This is a genomic window from Sphingomonas sp. Root720, assembly GCF_001428605.1.
In the GTDB taxonomy this organism is placed as follows: Bacteria; Pseudomonadota; Alphaproteobacteria; order Sphingomonadales; family Sphingomonadaceae; genus Rhizorhabdus.
On sequence record NZ_LMID01000015.1, the window covers coordinates 227,786 to 248,963 of the forward strand.

At 68.4% G+C, this 21,178-nt stretch carries 18 protein-coding genes and 1 tRNA gene; 9 read left to right on the forward strand and 10 right to left on the reverse strand.

What is annotated here, in order from left to right; translation table 11 throughout:
• Positions 1-53: 53 nt before the first annotated feature.
• The 7 genes from ASE22_RS23230 (at position 54) to ASE22_RS23260 (ending at position 7,521) form a co-directional block, all read left to right on the forward strand.
• Positions 54-989, forward strand: a complete 936-nt coding sequence (locus ASE22_RS23230) for a DMT family transporter (RefSeq protein ID WP_056365335.1) — start codon at positions 54-56, stop codon at positions 987-989.
• The gene (locus ASE22_RS23235) at positions 986-1,648 is read left to right on the forward strand and encodes a COQ9 family protein (RefSeq protein WP_056365339.1); all 663 of its coding nucleotides are present in this window, start codon (positions 986-988) and stop codon (positions 1,646-1,648) included. Before ASE22_RS23230 ends, ASE22_RS23235 begins: the two co-directional genes overlap by 4 nt.
• A gap of 51 nt (positions 1,649-1,699) precedes the next feature.
• Positions 1,700-1,966: a FeoA family protein gene (locus tag ASE22_RS23240; protein ID WP_056365341.1), complete on the forward strand. Its 267-nt coding sequence runs from the start codon at positions 1,700-1,702 to the stop codon at positions 1,964-1,966.
• A 13-nt stretch (positions 1,967-1,979) separates the two neighbouring features.
• The gene (gene feoB / locus ASE22_RS23245) at positions 1,980-3,845 is read left to right on the forward strand and encodes a ferrous iron transporter B (protein ID WP_056365345.1); all 1,866 of its coding nucleotides are present in this window, start codon (positions 1,980-1,982) and stop codon (positions 3,843-3,845) included.
• A gap of 126 nt (positions 3,846-3,971) precedes the next feature.
• The gene (gene ssb, locus ASE22_RS23250) at positions 3,972-4,532 is read left to right on the forward strand and encodes a single-stranded DNA-binding protein (protein ID WP_056365349.1); all 561 of its coding nucleotides are present in this window, start codon (positions 3,972-3,974) and stop codon (positions 4,530-4,532) included.
• Positions 4,533-4,720: 188 nt separating this feature from the next.
• Positions 4,721-6,262 carry a capsular polysaccharide export protein, LipB/KpsS family gene (locus tag ASE22_RS23255; protein ID WP_056366139.1) on the forward strand — a complete coding sequence of 514 codons (1,542 nt, stop codon included), beginning with the start codon at positions 4,721-4,723 and terminating at the stop codon, positions 6,260-6,262.
• Positions 6,259-7,521 carry a capsule biosynthesis protein gene (locus tag ASE22_RS23260; protein ID WP_056365351.1) on the forward strand — a complete coding sequence of 421 codons (1,263 nt, stop codon included), beginning with the start codon at positions 6,259-6,261 and terminating at the stop codon, positions 7,519-7,521. The genes ASE22_RS23255 and ASE22_RS23260 overlap by 4 nt, the downstream gene beginning before the upstream one ends.
• Before the next feature lie 61 nt (positions 7,522-7,582).
• On the opposite strand, the gene ASE22_RS23265 is transcribed toward ASE22_RS23260, so the two are convergent.
• The 4 genes from ASE22_RS23265 to aroA all read right to left on the reverse strand — a co-directional run bounded on the left by ASE22_RS23265 (position 7,583) and on the right by aroA (position 12,232).
• Positions 7,583-8,110 carry a GNAT family N-acetyltransferase gene (locus tag ASE22_RS23265; protein ID WP_056365354.1) on the reverse strand — a complete coding sequence of 176 codons (528 nt, stop codon included), beginning with the start codon at positions 8,108-8,110 and terminating at the stop codon, positions 7,583-7,585.
• Positions 8,111-8,361: 251 nt separating this feature from the next.
• Positions 8,362-10,068: a 30S ribosomal protein S1 gene (rpsA, locus tag ASE22_RS23270; protein ID WP_056365357.1), complete on the reverse strand. Its 1,707-nt coding sequence runs from the start codon at positions 10,066-10,068 to the stop codon at positions 8,362-8,364.
• A gap of 203 nt (positions 10,069-10,271) precedes the next feature.
• Complete coding sequence (locus ASE22_RS23275) at positions 10,272-10,898, reverse strand: (d)CMP kinase (protein ID WP_056365359.1); 627 nt, start codon at positions 10,896-10,898, stop codon at positions 10,272-10,274.
• Positions 10,895-12,232 carry a 3-phosphoshikimate 1-carboxyvinyltransferase gene (gene aroA / locus ASE22_RS23280; protein ID WP_056365363.1) on the reverse strand — a complete coding sequence of 446 codons (1,338 nt, stop codon included), beginning with the start codon at positions 12,230-12,232 and terminating at the stop codon, positions 10,895-10,897. Before aroA ends, ASE22_RS23275 begins: the two co-directional genes overlap by 4 nt.
• Before the next feature lie 117 nt (positions 12,233-12,349).
• Between aroA and ASE22_RS23285 the strand changes: the two genes are divergently transcribed.
• Positions 12,350-12,670 carry a TIGR02300 family protein gene (locus ASE22_RS23285; protein WP_056366142.1) on the forward strand — a complete coding sequence of 107 codons (321 nt, stop codon included), beginning with the start codon at positions 12,350-12,352 and terminating at the stop codon, positions 12,668-12,670.
• A gap of 154 nt (positions 12,671-12,824) precedes the next feature.
• Positions 12,825-12,900 (forward strand) — tRNA-Ala (locus ASE22_RS23290).
• 117 nt (positions 12,901-13,017) lie between these two features.
• Here the strand turns inward: ASE22_RS23290 and ASE22_RS23295 are convergent.
• Genes ASE22_RS23295 through kdpF form a run of 6 tightly spaced genes read right to left on the reverse strand, consistent with a single transcriptional unit; the run spans position 13,018 to position 20,826 of the window.
• A complete protein-coding gene (locus ASE22_RS23295) occupies positions 13,018-13,707 on the reverse strand; it encodes a response regulator (protein ID WP_056365366.1) in 690 nt (229 codons plus the stop codon).
• Positions 13,704-16,388 carry a sensor histidine kinase gene (locus ASE22_RS23300; protein ID WP_056365372.1) on the reverse strand — a complete coding sequence of 895 codons (2,685 nt, stop codon included), beginning with the start codon at positions 16,386-16,388 and terminating at the stop codon, positions 13,704-13,706. The genes ASE22_RS23295 and ASE22_RS23300 overlap by 4 nt, the downstream gene beginning before the upstream one ends.
• Positions 16,385-16,975 (reverse strand): potassium-transporting ATPase subunit KdpC, encoded by a 591-nt coding sequence (gene kdpC, locus ASE22_RS23305; RefSeq protein WP_056365373.1) that lies wholly within the window; start codon positions 16,973-16,975, stop codon positions 16,385-16,387. The genes ASE22_RS23300 and kdpC overlap by 4 nt, the downstream gene beginning before the upstream one ends.
• 11 nt (positions 16,976-16,986) lie before the next feature.
• On the reverse strand, positions 16,987-19,008 hold the full coding sequence (gene kdpB, locus ASE22_RS23310; RefSeq protein WP_056365376.1) for a potassium-transporting ATPase subunit KdpB: 2,022 nt from the start codon (positions 19,006-19,008) through the stop codon (positions 16,987-16,989).
• Positions 19,009-19,019: 11 nt separating this feature from the next.
• Positions 19,020-20,723 carry a potassium-transporting ATPase subunit KdpA gene (gene kdpA, locus ASE22_RS23315; protein ID WP_056365379.1) on the reverse strand — a complete coding sequence of 568 codons (1,704 nt, stop codon included), beginning with the start codon at positions 20,721-20,723 and terminating at the stop codon, positions 19,020-19,022.
• A gap of 13 nt (positions 20,724-20,736) precedes the next feature.
• Positions 20,737-20,826 carry a K(+)-transporting ATPase subunit F gene (kdpF, locus tag ASE22_RS23320; protein WP_056365382.1) on the reverse strand — a complete coding sequence of 30 codons (90 nt, stop codon included), beginning with the start codon at positions 20,824-20,826 and terminating at the stop codon, positions 20,737-20,739.
• Positions 20,827-21,178 lie beyond the last annotated feature (352 nt).

Here is a 21,178-nt window from a genome sequence, read left to right on the forward strand (position 1 = left end):
TGAACCTTTCGCACTTGCGTGATGGAGGGAAAGGTAGGACGAGCCGCCGGGCTATGCACCGGCCAGACCAGACAAGATTTGCTCCGCATCGCGAAAGCACGGCTGTCCTCGCCTGGGCCTATGCTGCGATGGTGGTCGGCAATGTCGCACTTGCCTTCGGCCCCTGGCTGGTGCGGCTCGCCGACGTCTCCGCGCCGTCCTCGGCCTTCTGGCGGCTCGCGCTCGCGACGCCCTTCCTGTTCCTGCTGACCCGGCTCGCCCGCCAGCCCGTCCGGCGCCTGCCGCGCGGCCTGCTCGGGGTGGTCGCGGTCGGCGGCCTGTGCTTCGCCGCCGATCTCGGCGCCTGGCATATCGGCATCCACCATACCAAGCTCGCCAATGCGACGCTGTTCGGCAATCTGGCCAGCTTCCTGCTCGCCGGCTATGTGCTGATCAGCACGCGGACCCTGCCCGATCGCTTCCAGTCGGGCGCGCTGCTCCTCGCCGCGCTCGGCACGGCGCTGCTGCTCGGCCGATCCTATCAGCTCGATACGCGCTACCTGGCCGGCGACCTGCTCTGCATTCTCGCGGGCGTGCTCTACACCGGCTATCTGATCGCGATGACCCGCGCGCGCGGGCTGCTCCAGCCGATGCCGCTGCTGCTGATCTCGACCCTCGCGGGCATGCTGCCGCTGCTGCTGTTCGCGCTGGCCGACGGCGGACGGCTGCTGCCCGGCGACTGGACGCCGCTGCTGTTGCTTGCCATCGGCAGTCAGGTGGTCGGCCAGGGGTGCATGATCTATGCGATCGGCCATCTGTCGCCGCTGGTGATCGGCCTGGGCCTGCTGACGCAGCCGTTCATCGCGGCGCTGATCGGCAGCGTCTATTATGACGAACGGCTCGGCGCGCTCGACGTCGCGGGTGGGCTCGCGATCTGCGCCGCGCTCGTGCTGGTCCGCATGGGCGGGGCTGGTCAGCGGCACCAGCCGGTCGTAGAAGCCGCTTCATGACCGCGCCGATCGACATGACCCTGGACGAGCTGCGCATGGCGCTGGCCGACGTGCTGCCGGCCCATGCCGCCTTCGACGGCTGGGGCGATGTCGCGATCGCCGGCGCCGCGGCCGAACTGGCCGTTCCCGCCGACCGTGCCGCGCTCTGCTTCCCGAACGGCGCGATCGACATGATCGACGCCTGGTTCGAAGGCATAGACCGCAGCATGGCGGCGAAGCTCGCCGCGCTCGACCTTCCGTCGATGAAGATCCGCGACCGCATCCGCGCCGCGGTGACGGCCCGCCTCGACGCGGCGACCCGCCATCCCGACGCATTACGCCGCGCGCTCGCCATCCTCGCGCGCCCCGCCCATGTCGCGCACGCCGGCAAGCTCGCCTGGCGCGCGTCGGACGGCATGTGGCGCGCGATCGGCGACGGCAGCGTCGACGTCGCCTGGTACAGCAAGCGCGCCACGCTGACCGCGCTCTACGTCGCGACGATGACGGCCTGGATGGACGACGACAGCGAAGGCTTCGCCGACACCCGCGCCTTCCTCGACCGGCGCATCGACGACGTCATGAAGATCGAGAAGCTCAAGGCGCGGTTGAAACCCGATCCCTATCGGCATTTCAGCCCGGCGCGCTTCCTGGGGCGGCTGCGCTACCGCATCGAGGGCTGAACCCAGCTTAGTGCTGGCTTTCGCCTCTTCTTATTGATAATCAATCGCAGCATGGACAAGGATGCCGCACCGATCACCCTCGACAAGCTGCCGTTGAAGAGCGGGGGCGCGATCGTCGGCGTCGACTGGGACAAGCTGAGCGAGCGCGATGCCCGCCGCCTGCGCGAACTGGGGGTGGATGAGGGCGTCCCCGTCGAGAAGCTGCACAAGGGTCCGTTCGGCGTCGATCCGATCGCCTGCCGGATCGGCCGCATGACGGTCGCGCTGCGCACCGCCCAGGCCGCCGCCATCGCCGTGGGGCCCCTCAAGAACAGATGAATTGCCAGAGCCGATGAATCCGACACCTTTGGTCGCGCTGGCCGGCAATCCCAACGCCGGCAAAAGCGCCCTGTTCAACGCGCTGACCGGCGCCCGCCAGAAGGTGGGCAATTATCCCGGCGTCACCGTCGAGCGCAAGTCGGGCCGGATGAGCCTGGCCGACGGCCGCCCGGTTGAGCTGCTCGACCTGCCGGGCACCTACAGCCTCCAGCCTTCGAGCCCCGACGAGGCGGTGACCCACGACGTGCTGCTGGGCAAGCAGGAAGGCGAACGCCTTCCGTCGGCGCTGCTCGTCGTGATGGACGCGACCAACCTCGACAACCATCTGCGATTCGCGCTGCAGCTGATCTCGCTGGGCCTGCCCACGGTGGTGGCGCTCAACATGATCGACATGGCCGAGCGCGACGGGCTGAGGATCGACGCCGCGAAGCTGTCGGCCGAGCTGGGCGTTCCCGTCATCCCGACCGTGGCGGTCCGCCGCAAGGGCATCGAGGAGCTGAAGGCCGCGATCGGCATGCTGTCGTCCGCCGGGGGAGCGATTCGCATCGCCTCCGATCATCCGGCGCTGCACGAGGATATCGTCGAGCTGCAGCGCCGCGCCCGCGCGATCGCCGTCGCCGCGACGACCGAGGAGAATTTCAAGCGCCGCTGGACGCACCGCGCCGATGCGGTGGCGCTTCACCCGGTGATCGGCCCGATCCTGCTCGCGACGATCCTCTTCGTGATGTTCCAGGCGGTGTTCGCCTGGTCGGCGGTGCCGGCGGACATGATCGACACCGGCATCCAGCGGCTTCAGGCCGGCCTGGCGGCGGTAATGCCGGACGGCTTCGTCCGCTCGCTGATCAGCGAGGGACTGCTCGCCGGGGTCGGCGCGGTGGTGGTGTTCCTGCCGCAGATCCTGATCCTGTTCCTGTTCATCCTGCTGCTCGAGGCGTCGGGCTACATGGTCCGCGCCGCCTTCATCATGGACCATCTGATGGCGCGGGTGGGGCTGTCGGGGCGCGCCTTCATCCCGCTGCTGTCGTCCTTCGCCTGTGCCATTCCCGGCATCATGGCGACGCGGACGATCGACGATCCGAAGGACCGGCTGACCACCATCCTGATCGCGCCGCTGATGACCTGCTCGGCGCGGCTGCCGGTCTATGCGGTGGTGATCGGCGCCTTCATCCCGGCGCGCGACGTCGGGCCGGGGATCGGCCTGCAGGGGCTGGTGCTGTTCTGCCTCTATGTCGCGGGCGTCGCGGGCGCGATGCTCGTCGCCTATGTCCTGCGGCGCACCGTCACCAAGGGCCCGCCGCCGGGCTTCATGATGGAGATGCCCCGCTACCAGATGCCGATCCTGCGCGACGTGGCGCTCGGCCTGTGGCAGCGCGCGGTGATCTTCCTGCGCCGCGCGGGCACGATCATCGCCTTCACCACCGCGGTGCTGTGGCTGCTCGTCTCCTACCCCAAGCCGCCCGCGGGCTACGACTTGCCGTCGATCGACTATTCGATCGCGGGACGCATCGCCAACACGATCGAACCGGTGTTCCGGCCGATCGGCTTCAACCGCGACATGGCGCTCGCCCTGATCCCGGCGATGGCCGCGCGCGAGGTCGCGGTCTCGGCGCTCGCCACCGTCTATGCGATCGACGCCGACGACGAAGCCGCGCAGGAACAGTCGCTGATCGACCGCCTCCAGGGCCGCTGGTCGCTGCCCACCGCGCTGGCCTTCCTCGCCTGGTTCGTGTTCGCGCCCCAGTGCATCTCGACGATCGCGGTCGTGCGACGCGAGACCAATGGCTGGAAGTGGACCGGCTTCATGCTCGCCTATCTCTTCGTCCTGGCCTATGCGGCCGCCGGCCTCACCTATTGGGCCGCGGTCGGGCTGGGGCTTTAGCGGCGGACGACGTCGCGGGCCTTGCACGGCCCCGGCGTGCGCGCTACCCGGCATGTCTTGCCGATGTTCGTTCGAAGCCGCCCGAGGGGCGGTCCCGACGCCGGCCGAACCCTTAAGGAGAATGCCGTGGCAGGCAGCGTGAACAAGGTCATCCTGGTCGGCAATCTGGGTCGCGACCCCGAATCGCGGAGCTTCCAGAACGGCGGCAAGGTGGTGAACCTGCGCGTCGCCACCTCGGAGCAGTGGAAGGATCGCAACACCGGCGAGCGCAAGGACCGCACCGAATGGCATTCGGTCGCGATCTTCAACGAAGCGCTCGCGGGTATTGCCGAACGCTATCTGCGCAAGGGCAGCAAGGTCTATCTGGAGGGCCAGCTGCAGACCCGCAAATGGACCGACCAGCAGGGCCAGGAGCGCTATTCGACCGAGGTCGTCCTGCAGGGCTTCAACGCGGTGATGGTCCTGCTCGACCGCGCCGAAGGCGGCGGAACGGGCGGCGGCGGCGCGATGGGCGGTGCGGGCGGTTCCGGTGGCGGCTGGGGCGATGATGACGGCTATGGCGGCGGCGCTGGCGGCGGCGGCGGCAATTTCGGCGGCGGCAGCCGGGGCGGGGCGAGCGGTGCCGGTGCCGCGCGCAAGTCCGACCCGTTCGACGCGGGCGATCTCGACGACGACGTTCCGTTCTGATCGGGCCACCCGGTCCGGCGTTCCCGTCCCGCTCTGTACCGGCCCCCAGGACGGCCAAGCGACGGGCCCTGCCGAATCAGGGACGAACCGATCACGATAAAGGCTTCGATGTCGCGTAGGCAGTTGATCGACTGTGACGGGGGCGTATTTTCTCGCGATGAACAATCTCACCCGTGCCGGACGATGAGATGACGCCCCCCACGCCGGTCCTTCGGTCCCCCCCTTTTCCGGGCACCTCACCCGCCGTCGCGGCGGTAAGCCGCGCCGTGCCGCCGCGCGCCGTGCGCGCCGCGCTTTCGGCGCCGGAGATCGAGCGCGCCCGCCGGCTGGCCGAGCGGATCGTCGCCGAACGGATCGGCGGCGCCTTCTGGATACCCGGCGCAGCCAACGCGTGGACGAGGATCGCCCAGGGATCGCCGATCGCCGCGCGGGGCGACGACGAAGCCGGGCTGCTCGCCTGGATGGCGGGGGTCGAGGTCGACTGGCTGGGCGACGGCCGCTTTGCCGACATCGCCCGCGACGGCGCCCCCGACGCGCTCGAGCGCGCGATCTTCACCTGGCTGATCGATGCCACCGATTATCGCGACCCCTATTCGGACCGGCCGGTTTCGATCGAGGCGGCGGTCGAGCAGCTCGCCTTCTGGCGTCAGACGATCGATCATAATCGCGGCATCGCCGTCGCCGCCGGCATCGCGGGCTGGAAGCGGCGCGAGGTGGGAGCGATGCTGTGGCCGGGCGAGGCGCTGCACTTCGCCCGCTCGGCGGCCGACGCCACCCGGGCGGCGCGCACGGCCGGCGGCATGATCGCGGTCTGGCCGTCGAAGGCACCGCGCGGACTCGACGCAGAGGCCGCCGCGCACGGCATCGCGGTCCATCCGGTCGAGGACGGTTTCCTGCGCTCGACCGGGCTCGGCAGCGATTGCCACCCGCCCCACTCGATCATTCTCGATCGCGAGGGGCTCCACCTCGACCCGGGCCGGCCGTCCGAGCTGGAGCGGCTGATCGGCACCCCGATCGACAATCCGGTGCTGATCGCGCGCGCCGAACGGCTGATGCGCGACCTGGTCGAAAAGGGGATCAGCAAATATGCCAGCGGCGGGCGCCCCTTCGAGCGCCCCGCCCCCGGCCGCCGGCTGGTGCTCGTCACCGGCCAGGTCGAGGACGATCTGTCGGTCCGCCTCGGCAGGGCCGGGGTCGACGGCAATCTCGACCTGATCCGCCGCGCGCGCGCCGCCGAACCCGATGCCTTCCTGATCTTCAAGCCCCATCCCGACGTCGATGCCGGCCATCGGCGCGGGGCCGTTCCCGACGCCGAGGCGCTCCGCCATGTCGATTTGGTCCTCCGCGACGTGCCGATGGCCTCGCTGCTCGACAGCGTCGATGCCGTCCATGTGCTAACGTCGCTCTCGGGCTTCGAGGCCCTGATCCGCGGCTGCGAGGTTGTTACGCATGGGCAACCCTTCTATGCAGGTTGGGGATTGACGCGAGACATGGCGCCGCCCATTGAACGGCGCAGGGGCCGCAATGTAACAAAGGCGCAGCTTGTGGCGGCAACCTTGATCCTCTACCCGCGCTATCTCGATCCGGTCACGAAACTCCCCTGCCCTCCCGAAATATTGGTCGAGCGGCTCGCGGCCCAGCCGCTTCCCCAGGAAACCGTCCTGACCCGGTTGCGGCGCCTGCAAGGCTGGCTGCGGCGCGGCATTGCCGCCGCGGGAGGCCGGGCATGAAGCTCCACGACATCGCCAAGCAGCGCTTCCTGTTCCTGCAGGGGCCGCCCGGTCCCTTCTTCGAACGGCTCGGCTCGGCGCTGCGCGACCTGGGCCATGCGGTCCATCGCATCAACCTGAACGCCGGCGACGTCGCCTCCTGGTCCGGGCCCGCGATCGACTATCGCGGCACGGCCGAGCGCTGGCCGAGCTTCGTCGACGACTATCTGGTCCAGCACGCGATCACCGACGTGATCCTGTTCGGCGACTGCCGTCCGCTCCACAACGCCGCGCGCGGCATGGCGCGGCTGCGCGGCGTGCGCGTCCATGTGTTCGAGGAAGGCTATATCCGCCCCGACTGGGCGACGCTCGAACTCGACGGCGTCAACGGCCACAGCTCGCTGCCGCGCGATCCGAAATGGTACCTGACCGCGGCGCGCACCTTGCCGCCGCTCGCCAAGCTGCCGAACGTGCCCTCGCGCTTCCGCCGGCGCGCGCAGGAGGCCACGACCTATTATGCGCGGACGTCGATCGGCCGCTGGCGCTTCCCCCACTACAAGTCGCACCGCGACCGCTCGGCCCCGGCCGAGGCGTTCGGCTGGCTCAAGCAGTTCGCGCTGCGCGGCGTCCATGAGGAACAGGCCGAGGCCGCCCTCTCGAAGCTTCAGGGCAAGCGCTATTTCGCGCTGCCGCTCCAGCTCTCGTCGGATCACCAGATCCGCGTCCATTCGCTGTTCGGCACGATGCAGGCCGGCGCGTCCTACGTCATCGAGAGCTTCGCCCGCTCGGCCCCCGACGACACCTATCTGCTCGTCAAGGAGCATCCGCTCGACAGCAGCCTGTTCAGCTGGCGCCGCTTCATCCGGCGCGAGGCGAAACGGCTCGATGTTGCGGACCGGGTGATCTTCGCCAAGGGCGGCAAGATCGACGACATCGTCGAGAATTCGCTGGGCGTGGTCACGGTCAACAGCACCACCGGCACGCTGGCGCTCGCCTGCGGCATCCCGGTGATCGCGCTGGGGCAGGCGGTCTACAATATCCCCGGCATCACCTTCGAAGGCCCTCTCGACGCCTTCTGGAGCAACCCGACCCCGCCCAGCCCGCGCATCTGGGACGCCTTCTGCCGCGTCCTCCAGGCGCGCTGCCTGGTCTATGGCGGATTCGCCAGCGACGAGGGCATCGCGATGCTGGTCGAAGGATCGATCGCCCGGCTGGTCGAGGCGTCGAAGATCATCGACCTGAGCAAGCATCTGGAAGGCACCGCCCAGGCGGCGGAGTAGCGGACGAGGGGCCCGCCCTCCCCGTCGGCGGTGGAGGCAGCGCTGTGCGGAGGCGTGCCGCTCAGCCCTTCCGCAGGATATATTCCTCGTCGTACCAGCTGCCGACCTTGAAGCGATATTCGCCGACCTTTTCGAACCCGCGCGCCGCATAGACGGCCTGCGCCTTGTCGTTGCCCGACCAGACGCCGAGCCACACCGGCCCCGGCCGCGTCTCCGCGAGATAGGCGATCGCGGCGTCGAGCAGCGCCTTGCCGAGCTTCATCCCCTGCGCCTCGCGCAGCAGGTAGAGCTGGTAGAGTTCGCCCTGCTCCTCGCCGGCCTCGGGGTGCGGTAGCTTGCACGGGCCGACCTGCGCATAGCCGAGCAGCCGGCCGTCCGCCTCGGCGACCCAGCTCCGCCGGCCGGCATCGGCCAGTTCCGCCGCGATCGCGGGCACCGAATAGGAATCTGCCTCGAAGATCGCGAGGTCGGCGGCCGGATAGGGGATAGCGAACCCCTCCTCGAGAAAGGTCTCGCGGAAGGTCCGGAGCTTGAGCGCAGCCAGCGCGGCGGCATCCTCGGGACGGGCGATGCGGATCGTTGCGGTCATCCGGCCTGACTGCGGCCGAGCACGGTTGGCGTCAAGGGTGGCGGCGTCCCGCCCCTCCACCTGCCCGCTACCTATCTGCGCCACCCCTGCGGGTCGGTGTATTGGATCGACGACGAACCACGCAAGGCCGGCGGTGAAAGCCAGGGAGATTCCGGCTTTCGCCGGAATGACGGTGGACAGGAAGAGACCCGACAAAGAAAAGGGCGCGGAAGCCATAGCCTCCGCGCCCCGATCTTTTCGACAGGACAGCCTTAGCTGTTCTGGCGCGCCTTGAGGGCTTCGCCGAGAATGTCGCCGAGCGACGCGCCCGAGTCCGACGAGCCGTACTGCGCGACGGCCTGCTTCTCTTCGGCGATCTGCATCGCCTTGACCGAGAAGGTCGGCTTCTTCGAGCGGTCGAAGCCGGTCACCATGGCGTCGAACTTCTGGCCGACCTGGAAACGCTCCGGACGCTGCTCGTCGCGGTCGCGGCCGAGGTCGCCACGCTTGATGAAGCCGGCGGCGCCGTCGTCACCAGCCTGCACTTCGAGGCCACCGTCGGTGATCGCGAGGACCGTGACGGTAACGACCGCGCTTTTGTTGAGCTTGGAGCCGTCCGCGGTCGCCGCGCCGACGCCGCCGCGCTCGAGCTGCTTGATGCCGAGCGAGATGCGCTCCTTCTCGGAGTCGATGTCGAGCACGATCGCCTTGACCGTCTCGCCCTTGTGGTGGAGCGACAGGGCTTCCTCGCCGGTCACGCCCCAGGCGATATCCGACATGTGGACCATGCCGTCGACGTCGTTGTCGAGGCCGATGAACAGGCCGAACTCGGTCGCGTTCTTGACTTCGCCCTCGACGGTCGAACCCACCGGATGCGCTTCGGCGAAGCTCTCCCACGGGTTGTTGATCGCCTGCTTGAGGCCGAGCGAGATGCGGCGCTTGTCGGCGTCGACCTCGAGGATGACGACTTCGACTTCCTGGCTGGTCGAGACGATCTTGCCCGGATGGACGTTCTTCTTGGTCCAGCTCATCTCCGAGACGTGGACCAGACCCTCGATGCCCGGCTCGAGCTCGACGAAGGCGCCATATTCGGTGATGTTGGTGACGCGGCCGGTGAACTTGCCGCCGATCGGGTACTTGGCGGCCGCACCCTCCCACGGATCGTTCTCGAGCTGCTTCATGCCGAGCGAGATGCGCTGCGTGTCCTTGTTGATGCGGATGATCTGCACCTTCACGACGTCGCCGATGTTGATCATCTCGTTCGGATGGCCGACGCGCTTGTAGCTGAGGTCGGTGACGTGGAGCAGGCCGTCGATGCCGCCCAGGTCGACGAAGGCGCCGTAATCGGTGATGTTCTTGACGACACCCTCGATCACCTGGCCCTCGGCCAGCGACTGGATCAGGCCCGAACGCTGCTCGGCGCGGGTTTCCTCGAGGACGGCGCGGCGCGACACGACGATGTTGCCGCGGCGGCGATCCATCTTCAGGATCTGGAACGGCTGCGGGATATCCATCAACGGGGTGACGTCGCGGACCGGGCGGATGTCGACCTGCGAACCGGGCAGGAAGGCGACGGCGCCGTTCAGGTCGACGGTGAAGCCGCCCTTGACGCGGCCGAAGATCACGCCTTCGACGCGGCTCGACTGGGAAAATTCGGCTTCCAGCTTGTCCCAGGCGGCTTCGCGGCGGGCGCGGTCGCGGCTGAGCATCGCTTCGCCATGGACGTTCTCGACGCGGTCGACATAGACCTCGACCTCGTCGCCGACCTTGAGGTCGGCCTTCTGGCCGGGGGCCGCGAACTCGCGGAGCGCCACGCGGCCTTCCGACTTGAGACCGACGTCGATGACGGCCATGTCGTTTTCGATCGCGGTGACGGTGCCCTTGACGACGCGGCCTTCGAAGCCTTCGTTCTCGCCGCCGAGGGTCTGGTTGAGAAGCGCCGCGAAATCGTCGCGGCTCGGGTTTGCCATAGTGGCCATAGACGAATGTCTTCCTGTTTCAGTTATTCCGGCCATCCGGTTGTCTCCGGAGGTCTTCGGGCCAGAACTGCCGCAGAGGCCCCATGCCGCTGCGGCATCCCGCGCACGACCCGATCGTGGATTCCCGGAAAAGCATAAAAGGCACGGCAAAGGATCGGCTATCGCTGCCGACCCCCTGTCGCGCCTGCTGGCAATCGCCTTTTCTAGCGGTCTGCCGTCCGGGCTTCCACGAGCGCAATCGCCCGTTGGACGGCCGCTTCTATACCGAGATCGCTGGTATCGAGCAAGTCGGCATCGTCGGCCTGCCGCAGCGGTGCGGCGGCCCGGCCCGTGTCGCGTTCGTCGCGGGCGAGGATGTCGGCCATCACCACGTCGAACGGTACGCCCGCGTCCATCCGCTCCAGCTCGCGGAAGCGGCGCTCGGCGCGCACCGGGCTGCTGGCGGTGACGAACAGCTTGGCATCGGCGTGCGGCGCGATCACCGTGCCGATGTCGCGCCCGTCGAGCACCGCGCCGCCGGCCTGGCCGGCAAAGGCGCGCTGCCGGTCGAGCAGCGCCTCGCGCACCTGCGGATGCGCGGAGACGAGCGAGGCGGCCTTGCCCGCCGATTCGGTCTTGAGCGCGGGATCCTCGAGCAGCGCCGGATCGAACTCGCAGCCGCGCAGCGCGTCGGCCGCGTCGCCGGGATCGCCGCCCGCCCGCTCCACCGACACGCCGACCGCGCGATAGAGCAGCCCGGTATCGAGGTGCGGCAGGCCGTAATGGCGCGCCAGGGCCCTGGCGATCGTGCCCTTGCCCGATGCCGCCGGTCCGTCGACCGCGATGATCATGCCGCCACCGCCCCCAGGTCGGTCATCAGTTTCGCGAAGCCCGGGAAGCTGGTCGCGACCGGGCCGATGTCGTCGATCGTCACCGCCGCCTTCGAGACGAGGCCGGCGACCGCGAAGCTCATCGCGATCCGGTGGTCGAGCCGCGCGGCGATGGTCGCCCCGCCAGGCAGCGGATCGCCGCCGGTGCCGTCGATGATCAGCCCGTCCTCGAGCTCCTCGACCCGCGCGCCGATCGCGCGCAGCCCTTCGGCCATCACCGCGATCCGGTCCGACTCCTTGACGCGCAGCTCCTCCAGCCCGCGCGCCACGGTGCGGCCCTCGGCCAGCGCGGCCGCGACGAACAACACCGGATATTCGTCGACCATTGCGGCGACGCTCTCCACCGGCGTCTCGACGCCCTTCAGGATCGAATGGCGCACGACGATATCGGCGACGGGCTCCCCGCCGACCTCTCGCCGATTGGCGAATTCGATATCGCCGCCCATCGCCCGCAGCACGTCGAACAGCGCGGCGCGGGTCGGGTTGAGACCGACATTGGCGATGGTCACTTCCGACCCCGGCACGAGCAGCGCGGCGACGACCGGGAAGGCCGCCGAGGACGGATCGCCCGGGACGACGATATGCTGCGGCTTCAGCTCGGCCTCGCCGCGAATCGTGATGACGCGGGCGCCGTCGCCGTCCTGCTCGACCGAAAGCTCGGCACCGAAGCCCTTCAGCATCCGCTCGCTATGGTCGCGGGTGGCGACCGGCTCGATCACCGTCGTGATGCCGGGGGTGTTGAGCCCGGCGAGCAGCACCGCCGACTTGACCTGCGCCGAGGCGACCGGGAGGCGATAGCTGATCGGCACCGCCGGGCACAGGCCGCGCAGCATCAGCGGCAGGCGCCCGCCGGGGCTGGCCGTGACGTCGGCGCCCATCAGCGCCAGCGGCTCGATCACCCGGTTCATCGGCCGCTTCGACAGCGAGGCGTCGCCGGTGAAGGTGGCGGTGACCGCGTGCGATGCGATCAGCCCCATCAGCAAGCGGGTCGAGGTACCCGAATTGCCCATGTCGAGCGCGGTTTCGGGCTGGAGCAGCCCGCCCACGCCGACGCCGTGGATGCGCCAGGCGGCGTCCGCGCCACGCTCGATCCGCGCGCCCATCGCCCGCATCGCCGCGGCGGTGGCGAGGACGTCCTCGCCTTCCAGCAGCCCTTCGACCCGGCTCTCGCCGACGGCGAGCGCGGACAGCATCAGCGCGCGATGCGATATCGACTTGTCGCCCGGCACGGTGGCGCGGCCGCGAAGCGGGCCGGGTGCGGAGAAGCTCGCGGGTCGGGGGGCGGGGTCGTGCATAGGGCGCGGCTTTTGACAGCGGCGCTTCGCTATGGCAAGGCGCCCGGCGATCCGGCCATCCGCTGACTCGGGCGGCCGCGAACTTTATCTTCATTTTCGATCTGGAGTGTGTTGACCGTGGTGAAACCGGAATGGGGCACCAAGCGGACCTGCCCGAAGTGCGGCACCCGCTTCTATGACCTGGAAAAGGACAACCCCGTCACCTGCATCGAATGCGGCACGGCGTGGGAGCCCGATCCCGTGCTGAAGTCGAAGCAGCCGCTGCCGTTCGACGCGCCCAAGAAGGAAGGCCCCGAACCGAAGACCGTCGATTCCGACCTGTCGGACGACGATCTGGACATCGACGAGGATGCCGAGGAAAATCCGGACGACGATGTCGACCTGGGCGGCGACGACGATATCGGCCTGAACACGGCCGACGACGACGACGAGAATTGACCGGGCGCGCCGGAATGCCCGTCCTCGCGGCATTCCGGCGCCCTTTCTCTGAAAAAGCCGTCCTCGATGCAAAAGGGCTCTTGCGGGGGCCCCCAAGCTGACCTAAAGGGCGCGCTCCGCCGCCGGGCCCATCCGGCAAACGGCGAAATGGCACGGGGCCGTAGCTCAGCTGGGAGAGCGCTGCAATGGCATTGCAGAGGTCAGGGGTTCGATCCCCCTCGGCTCCACCATTTCCCGCATCGATCTCCTAGCTCCGACGGAAAACAGCCCGATATCGACGCCGTTCCGGCGCTTTGATCGGGCCGGCTTGGTCCTCCTCGCCCATCACGACCGCGAGCCGTCGAAGATCAGCCGTCCGATCCCATCAGGCGATAGCCGACACCAAGCTCGTTGACGACGACGGCCGGACGGCTGGCGTCATTCTCGACCTTCTGGCGGAGGTTGCGGATGACGACGCGCAGATATTCGACGTGCCGCTCATATTCGTTGGCCCACACGCTCTTGAGCAACTGGTCGTGGGTGATCACCCGGCCGGGGAAGCGGGCGAGTTCCGCCAGCACGCCATATTCCTTCGGGGTCAGGTGAACCTCCGCGCCGGCCTTGTGGACGCGCCGCTTGACGAGGTCGATCTCCAGGTCGCCGACCCTGACCACGAGTTGGGCGCCGCCAGCGCTCATCCGGTTGCGCAGCGCGGCGCGCATCCGGGCGAGCAGTTCCTCGGTGTCGAAGGGCTTGGTCACATAATCGTCCGCGCCCAGGTCCAGCGCGGTGACCTTCTGGTCGGTGGCATCGCGCGCCGAGACCACCAGCAGCGTCGCCTTCGAATGCTTGCGGATCAACGGCACCAGCTCCATCCCGTCGCGATCGGGCAAGCCGAGGTCGAGCAGCACGAGATCGGGACCGGCGGCGAGCGCCTGCAGGGCTTCGCGCGCGTCGCCAGCCTCGACGATCTCATAATCGTTTCGCTCGAGCGTCGTGCGCAGCAGCCTGCGGATATGCGGCTCGTCATCGACGACGAGGACCTTTGCCCGGATCACAGCGCCTTCTCCTGATCGAAATCCCGCACCAGAACCCGCTCCGGAAAATGGATGCTGAATCGCGCGCCCCGCGGTTCGCCGGTCCGGTTGGCGGCCATGGCGACAAGACCCATGGCATCCGCGAACCCCTTGACGATGGCAAGGCCCAGGCCCGTTCCGCCCTTCGAACGGTCGGAGCCCTCGAAGCGCGCGAAGGTCTGGAATACCTCCTCCTCGCGGCCCGGGGGGAGACCCGGCCCCTCGTCGAGGATCGAAAGGACGAGCTCGCCCGGCGTCCGCTCGGCGTCGATGCGGATCGGCGTTCCGGGATCGGCATAGCGCCCCGCATTGTCGAGCAGGTTGATCAGGACATGGTGAAAGAGCTGCGCATCGACCCGGACCAGCGGCAGGCCGGGCGAGACCCCGAGCTTGATCTCATGCCCGACCAGCGCCGCGCGCGTGTCGTGGACCGCGCTGGCGATCGCATCGGTCAGGTCGGTCGGCTCGACATGGAGCCGCATCACGCCGGCCTCGACGCGCGCCATGTCGAGCAGGTTCGCCACGAAGCGGTTGAGCCGTTGCGCCTCCGCCTCGACGGTATCGAGCAGTTCGGGCGAACTCCCCAGGCGCATCTCGCTGACCGCGGCGAGAATCGCGGTCAGCGGCGTGCGCAGGTCGTGGCTGACCGACGACAGCAGCGCGGCGCGGAGGCGATCGCGCTCCTTGAGACGGGCGACATCCCGCATCTCGTCGGCGAGCTGCATGCGCTCCAGCACCAGCGCGGCCTGATCGGTCAGGCTCAGCAGCAGCGCGATCTTGTCGGAGGGTACGGGGTCGCCGCCATCGTCGCGCGCAAGACCCACGACCCCGAGCACGCCCCGCGCCGTCCGCATCGGGTAGAAAAGCCAGTCCGACCCGGTCAGCGTGTCCGATCCCCGGCCGGTCGGCGTGCTCTTGTCGATCGCCCATTGCGCTGCGGCGCGTTCCATATGTTCGAGCTTGTCTTCGGGCGGCCACGCCGCGCGCAATTGGGGGCCGTCGTCGGAGGGCGTCAGGACGCAGGCACGCGCGTCGAACAACCGGGCCAGCTCGGCGCAGATCGCCTGCATCAGCTCTTCGTCGCTGGCGATCGTGGTCAGCTGGCGCGAGAACCCCGCAAGAGCGGCGTTGAGCCGGGCGCTCGAGGTCGCCAGATCGGCCTGGGCACGCATCCGCGCGGCGAACTGGCTGGTGACGAGCGCGACCGACAGCAGCACCACGATCGTGACGACGTTTTCCGGATTGTTGACGGTGAACGTGCCGGTCGGCGGCAGGAAGAAGAAATTATAGGCGAGCGACGAGGCCAGGCTGGCGAAGAGCCCCGCGCGCAAGCCGTAGAGGCTGGCGGCCATCATCACCGGCAGCAGGTACAGCAGCGCGATGTTCGCGATGTCGAGGACGGTGCCGAGCGCGAGCGCGCCACCGGTCACACCCGCGACCATGAGGGTGGAATAGAGATAGTCGCTCGGCTTGCCATGCCTTCCCGGGCCCGCGCTCCGGCTGCCCGCCGCCGTCGCCCGGGTGCCGTCGGCCGGCAGGACATGCACCGCCACGTCCTTCAGGTTGCGTACGAGCTGGTCGACGACCGAGCCGTGCCGGAATTCGAACCACCACGAACGCGATGATTTTCCGACCACGATCTGCGTCGCCCGCGCTTCGGCGGCATAGGCGCACAGGCCCTCGACGACATTGCGGGCGGGTATGGTGGCGGTCGCTGCACCGAGCTGGGCGGCAAGCGCCATGGACTGGTCGAGCCGCTGGCGATCGTCGGCGGAAAGGCCGCTCGTCCTCGGGGTCTCGACGTGCAGCGCGGTCCATGGCGCGCGCAACGCATCGGCCAGCCTTTTGGCGGCGCGGACCAGGCCCGGGGCGTCGCTCCGCTCGCTGAGCGCGACGATGACGCGCTCGCCCGCGGCGAAGCTCCCCGCCAGGGCATGCGCGCGGACATAGTCGAGCATCTGCGCATCGACCGCCTGAGCCGCGCGGCGCAGCGCCAGTTCGCGCAACGCGGACAGATTGGACTTGGAGAAGAAGTGGTTGAGGGCGCGGCTCGCCTCGTCGGGGATATAGACCTTGCCGTCCTTGAGCCGCTCGATCAGCTCGTCGGGGGGAATGTCGACGACCTCGATCTCGGCGGTCTCGAGGACGCGGTCGGGCACGGTCTCGCGCACCCGCACCTTGGTGAACGACGCGACCACGTCGTTCAGGCTTTCGATGTGCTGGACGTTGATCGTCGAATAGACGTCGATCCCCGCCGCGAGCAGCTCCTCGACGTCCTGATAGCGCTTGGGATGGCGCGAACCGGGCGCGTTGCTATGCGCAAGCTCGTCGACCAGCACCAGTTCGGGATGCCGGGAGAGAATACCGTCGATGTCCATCTCGGCCAGGGTGCGCCCCTGATAGTCGACGCCGACCCGCGGCACGATCTCATGCCCGCGCGTCAGCGCCTCGGTCTCGATGCGACCGTGGGTTTCGACGACGCCGACCACCACGTCCACGCCGGCGCGTTTGCGCTGCATGCCGTCGGTGAGCATCTCATAGGTCTTGCCGACCCCCGGGGCGGCGCCAAGGAACAGCTTCAGACGACCGCGGCCCTCCTGCGCGGCCTGGCGCAGGAAGGCCTCGGGTGCAGGTCGGTCGCCGTCGGTCCGTCGCTCGTTCACCGCCCCGGTTTAGCGCCAAGCGCGTCGAGCTGTCGATTGAGCGCGAAGACGTTGACGCGTTCTTCGCCCAGGAAGCCGAGGAGCGGCGGCGCGACCGCTCTGTTCACGAGCGCGCGGACCTCGGCTTCGGATAGGCGGCGCGCCCTTGCGACGCGCGCGACCTGCGCGAGCGCGGCGGCGGGCGAAAGATCGGGATCGAGCCCCGAGCCCGATGCCGTCACCAGGTCGGCCGGAACGGGCCCGCCGATGCCCGCGTCCCGCGCCCTGGCGAGATCGCCTTCGACCCGGTCGACCAGCGCCCGGCTGGTGGGACCATAGTTCGAACCCGACGAGGACAGGCCGTCATAGCCCTTGCCGGCGGCGGAGGGACGCGTCTGGAAATAGCGGTCGGAGGTGAACGCCTGCCCGATCACCGTCGAGCCGACGATCCTGTCGCCGTCGCGCACCAGGCTGCCATTGGCCTGGCTGGAGAAGAGTCCCTGCCCGACCCCGAGGACCAGCAGGGGATAGGCGAAGCCGAGCAGCAGCGCGAACAGGATCGTCATGACGATCGCCGGCCGCAGCGAAGAGGTGAAATCGGAACCCATGATGATTGCTCCTACGCCAGGCCGAGGCCGTTGACGGCGATGTCGATGATCTTGATGCCCACGAACGGCGCGATCAGGCCGCCAAGCCCGTAGATCGCCAGGTTGCGGGCCAGCAACGGGCCGGCACCGATCGGCCGGTAGGTCACGCCCCTGAGCGCGAGCGGCACCAGCGCCGGGATGATCAGCGCGTTGAAGATGATCGCCGACAGGATGGCGCTCTGCGGCGTGGCGAGACCCATGACGTTGAGCACTCCGAGCCCAGGATAGAGGACGACGAACATCGCCGGGATGATCGCGAAATATTTCGCCACGTCGTTGGCGACCGAGAAGGTGGTCAAGGCGCCGCGCGTCATCAGCAGCTGCTTGCCGAGGCCGACCACCTCGATCAGCTTGGTGGGGTCGCTGTCGAGATCGACCATGTTGCCGGCTTCGCGCGCCGCCTGGGTGCCGGTGTTCATCGCAACGCCGACATCGGCCTGCGCGAGCGCGGGGGCGTCGTTGGTGCCGTCGCCGCACATCGCGACGAGGCGGCCGCCTTCCTGCTCCTTGCGGATCAGCGCCAGCTTGTCCTCCGGGGTCGCCTGGGCGAGGAAATCGTCGACGCCCGCCTCGGCCGCGATCGACGCGGCGGTGAGCGGATTGTCGCCGGTGATCATCACGGTGCGGATGCCCATCTTGCGCAGTTCGCCGAACCGTTCGCGGATACCGGCCTTGACGATGTCTTTGAGCGCGACCGTGCCGAGCAGGCGGCCGTCCCGCGATACCGCGAGCGGAGTCATGCCGGCGCGGGCGATGTCGTCGGAAACCCGGCGCAGCTCGGTCGCGACGGGGCCTTCGCCCGTGCCCGGATTGGCCCGGAAGATCGAATCGACCGCACCCTTCTGGATGACCGATCCATCGGCCTTCACCCCCGAGATACGGGTTTGCGCGGTGAAGGGAATGACCTCGGCGCCCTGCGGCAGCTCGGCCTTGGTGATACCGAACTTCTCGCGCGCCAGCAGGACGATCGAGCGGCCCTCGGGGGTCTCGTCGGCAAGGCTGGCCAGCAGGGCCGCCTCGGCAAGCTCGTTGACCGATACGCCGCCCACCGGGCGGAACTCGGTCGCCTGGCGGTCGCCGATCGTGATCGTGCCGGTCTTATCGAGCAGCAGCACGTCGATGTCGCCGGCCGCCTCGACCGCCCGTCCAGACTTCGCGAGCACGTTGAAGCGGACGAGCCGATCCATTCCCGCGATACCGATCGCGGACAGCAGCGCCGCGATCGTCGTCGGGATGAGGGTGATCAGCAGCGCGGCGAGAATGGCGACGGGAATGCTGCCGCCGGCATAGCTGGCGAAGCCGGGAATGGTGCCGACCGCGATCAGGAAGATGATCGTGAGCCCCACCAGGAGGATCGTCAGGGCGATCTCGTTCGGGGTCTTCTGACGTTCGGCGCCTTCGACCAGCGCGATCATGCGATCGAGGAAGCCCTGACCCGGATCGACCGTCACGCGAACCACGATATGGTCGGAGATGACCCGGGTGCCCGCCGTCACCGCCGAACGGTCGCCGCCGGCCTCGCGGATGACCGGGGCGCTCTCGCCGGTAATGGCCGCTTCGTTGACCGACGCGACGCCCTCGACCACCTCGCCGTCGGCGGGAATCAGCTCGCCGGTCCGGACGATCACCAGGTCGCCGGCGCGGAGCTGGCTCGCGGCCAGCTTTTCGCCGCTCTTCCGGGTCGCGGTCAGTTCGGCCTTGGTCGCCCGCAGCGACGCCGCCTGCGCCTTGCCCCGCCCTTCGGCGATCGCTTCCGCGAAGGTGCCGAACAGCACGGTGAGCCACAGCCACAGGACGAGCTGCAGCTTGAAGCCCGCCGCGAGGCCGTCATGGCCGACGACCAGCAGCACGGTCAGCAGCAGCGCGACCACCGCCGTGGTGAACATCACCGGGTTGCGGATCAGCGCGCGCGGGTCGAGCTTCCTGAAGGCGTCGCCCACCGCCGGGCCGAGCAGCGCGGCGGTGAACATCGATTTGGGTGCGGTACGGCTCATATGTGCCTCGATCAGAACAGGGTGCCGCTGGTCATCATCAGATGATCGGCGATGGGGCCGAGCGCGAGGCCCGGCAGGAAGGTCAGGCCGCCGACGACCAGGACGATGCCGACGAGCAGGCCGACCCACAGGCCCCCGGTGGTCGGGAAGGAGCCCGCCGTCTCGGGGGTGTGTTTCTTGGCCGCGAGGCTTCCCGCGATCGCCAGCATCGGCACGATGACGAAGAAACGGCCGATCCACATCGCGATGCCCAGCAGCGTGTCGTAATAGGGCGTGTTGGCGGTGAGACCCGCAAAGGCCGACCCGTTGTTCCCGACCGCGCTGGTGAAGGCGTAGAGGATTTCGGAGAAGCCGTGCGGGCCCTTGTTGAGCGGTCCGGCAAGGCCCGCGGGCAGCACCGAGCTGATCGCCGAGAAGCCGAGGATGACGAGCGGCAGCACCGCGATCGCCAGCACCGCGAGCTTGACCTCGCGCCCCTCGATCTTCTTGCCGACATATTCGGGGGTGCGGCCGACCATCAGCCCCGCGACGAACACCGCCAGGATCGCGAACAGGAGGAAGCCGTAGATGCCGGCGCCGACGCCTCCGACCACGACCTCGCCGAGCTGGATGTTGAACAGCGGGATCATGCCGCCGAGCGCGGTGAAACTGTCGTGCATCGCGTTGACCGCGCCGCATGACGCCGCCGTGGTGATCACCGAGAAGAGCGACGAGGCGGCAATGCCGAAGCGGACCTCCTTGCCCTCCATATTGCCGCCCGCGACACCGAGGCCGTGGAGGACCGGATTGCCGGCAGCTTCCTGCCAATAGGTGATGGTGACGCCGGCGAGGAACAGGATCAGCATCGCCGCGAGGATCGCCCAGCCCTGGCGCGGATTGCCGACAGCCTTGCCGAAGCACCAGGTCAGACCGAAGCCGATCGTGAAGATCGACAGCATCTCGACGAGATTGGTCAGGGCATTGGGGTTCTCGAACGGGTGGGCGGAGTTGGCGTTGAAGAAGCCGCCGCCGTTGGTGCCGAGCATCTTGATCGCTTCCTGGCTCGCCACGGGTCCGAGCGCGAGGCTCTGCCTGACGCCTTCGAGCGTCGACACGTCGACCGACCCGGCGAGGGTCTGCGGCACGCCGTTGGCGATGAGGAAGATCGCGTAGACGACGCAGATCGGCAGCAGCAGGTAGAGGGTGATACGGGTGGCGTCCGCCCAGAAATTGCCGATGCCGCTCGCCTGCCGCCGCGCAAAGCCGCGAAACAGCGCGAAGGCCAGCGCGATGCCCGTCGCCGCCGACAGGAAATTGTGGATGGTGAGGCCGAGCATCTGGCTGAGGTTCGACAGGGTCGACTCGCCGCCATAGCTCTGCCAGTTGGTGTTGGTGGTGAAGCTCGTCGCGGTGTTGAACGCGAGGTGCCCGCTCAGACCGCCCAGACCCAGCGGGTTGATCGGCAGCAGCGCCTGCAGCCGCAATATCGCATAGGTGAAGAGCAGCAGCACCGCGTTGAAGATGAGCATGTGCACCGCGTAGCGGCGCCAGCTCTGTTCGGCGGCGGGATCGATTCCCGCCAGCGTGTAGAAGCCCTTCTCGATGGGGCCGAGCACGGTGTGCAGCGGGGTGCGCCGGCCTTCATAGATCGCGAACAGCCACATCCCCATCGGCCTGGTGAGCGCGAGGAGGATGGCGACGAAGACGGCGATGAGAATCCAGCCCTGGATGGTCATGGCGTTGGTCCGATCAGAAGCGTTCGGGCCGGACGAGCACGGCCACGAGATAGAGGAGCAGCCCCGCCGCGGTGATCGCGGCGAGCCAGAGATCGATGGTCATGGGAATATCCTCACGCGTCGCCGCACAGGCGGACATAGCCGAGCGTCACGGCCAGCAGGCCCAGCACGACGCCGATCCACACAAGATCTTCCATCAGAGCCTCCGCCAGGAATCCAAGCTGAGAGAGAGTAACCGTCCGGAGGATGGGGCCGCATAGGTATTGGTCCCAGTGAAATCCGCTGCGGGATTCAGCGGAATTCGTGGTGGATGCGACCGTGAATTCTTCATGTCATGTCCTTCATGCCGAAAGGAATCCGGCAGAACGGAGCGCCGGAATCGATCGTGAGGACAAGCAATTAGGTCTGAACTGCGTTGATATGCGAGATGGATTGCCGGCCGATCGCATAGGTTT

What these genes read in the sequence shown, in the direction of transcription:
- ASE22_RS23235 (WP_056365339.1), top strand. Translation starts at nt 986, where the DNA reads ATGACCGCGCCGATCGACATGACCCTGGACGAGCTGCGCATGGCGCTG.
- ASE22_RS23240 (WP_056365341.1), top strand. Translation starts at nt 1,700, where the DNA reads ATGGACAAGGATGCCGCACCGATCACCCTCGACAAGCTGCCGTTGAAG.
- kdpF (WP_056365382.1), bottom strand. Translation starts at nt 20,826, where the DNA reads ATGACCATCGATCTCTGGCTCGCCGCGATCACCGCGGCGGGGCTGCTC.
- kdpA (WP_056365379.1), bottom strand. Translation starts at nt 20,723, where the DNA reads ATGACCATCCAGGGCTGGATTCTCATCGCCGTCTTCGTCGCCATCCTC.
- ASE22_RS23275 (WP_056365359.1), bottom strand. Translation starts at nt 10,898, where the DNA reads ATGATCATCGCGGTCGACGGACCGGCGGCATCGGGCAAGGGCACGATC.
- ASE22_RS23230 (WP_056365335.1), top strand. Translation starts at nt 54, where the DNA reads ATGCACCGGCCAGACCAGACAAGATTTGCTCCGCATCGCGAAAGCACG.
- aroA (WP_056365363.1), bottom strand. Translation starts at nt 12,232, where the DNA reads ATGCACGACCCCGCCCCCCGACCCGCGAGCTTCTCCGCACCCGGCCCG.
- ASE22_RS23260 (WP_056365351.1), top strand. Translation starts at nt 6,259, where the DNA reads ATGAAGCTCCACGACATCGCCAAGCAGCGCTTCCTGTTCCTGCAGGGG.
- kdpC (WP_056365373.1), bottom strand. Translation starts at nt 16,975, where the DNA reads ATGGGTTCCGATTTCACCTCTTCGCTGCGGCCGGCGATCGTCATGACG.
- ASE22_RS23255 (WP_056366139.1), top strand. Translation starts at nt 4,721, where the DNA reads ATGACGCCCCCCACGCCGGTCCTTCGGTCCCCCCCTTTTCCGGGCACC.
- kdpB (WP_056365376.1), bottom strand. Translation starts at nt 19,008, where the DNA reads ATGAGCCGTACCGCACCCAAATCGATGTTCACCGCCGCGCTGCTCGGC.
- rpsA (WP_056365357.1), bottom strand. Translation starts at nt 10,068, where the DNA reads ATGGCCACTATGGCAAACCCGAGCCGCGACGATTTCGCGGCGCTTCTC.
- ASE22_RS23265 (WP_056365354.1), bottom strand. Translation starts at nt 8,110, where the DNA reads ATGACCGCAACGATCCGCATCGCCCGTCCCGAGGATGCCGCCGCGCTG.
- feoB (WP_056365345.1), top strand. Translation starts at nt 1,980, where the DNA reads ATGAATCCGACACCTTTGGTCGCGCTGGCCGGCAATCCCAACGCCGGC.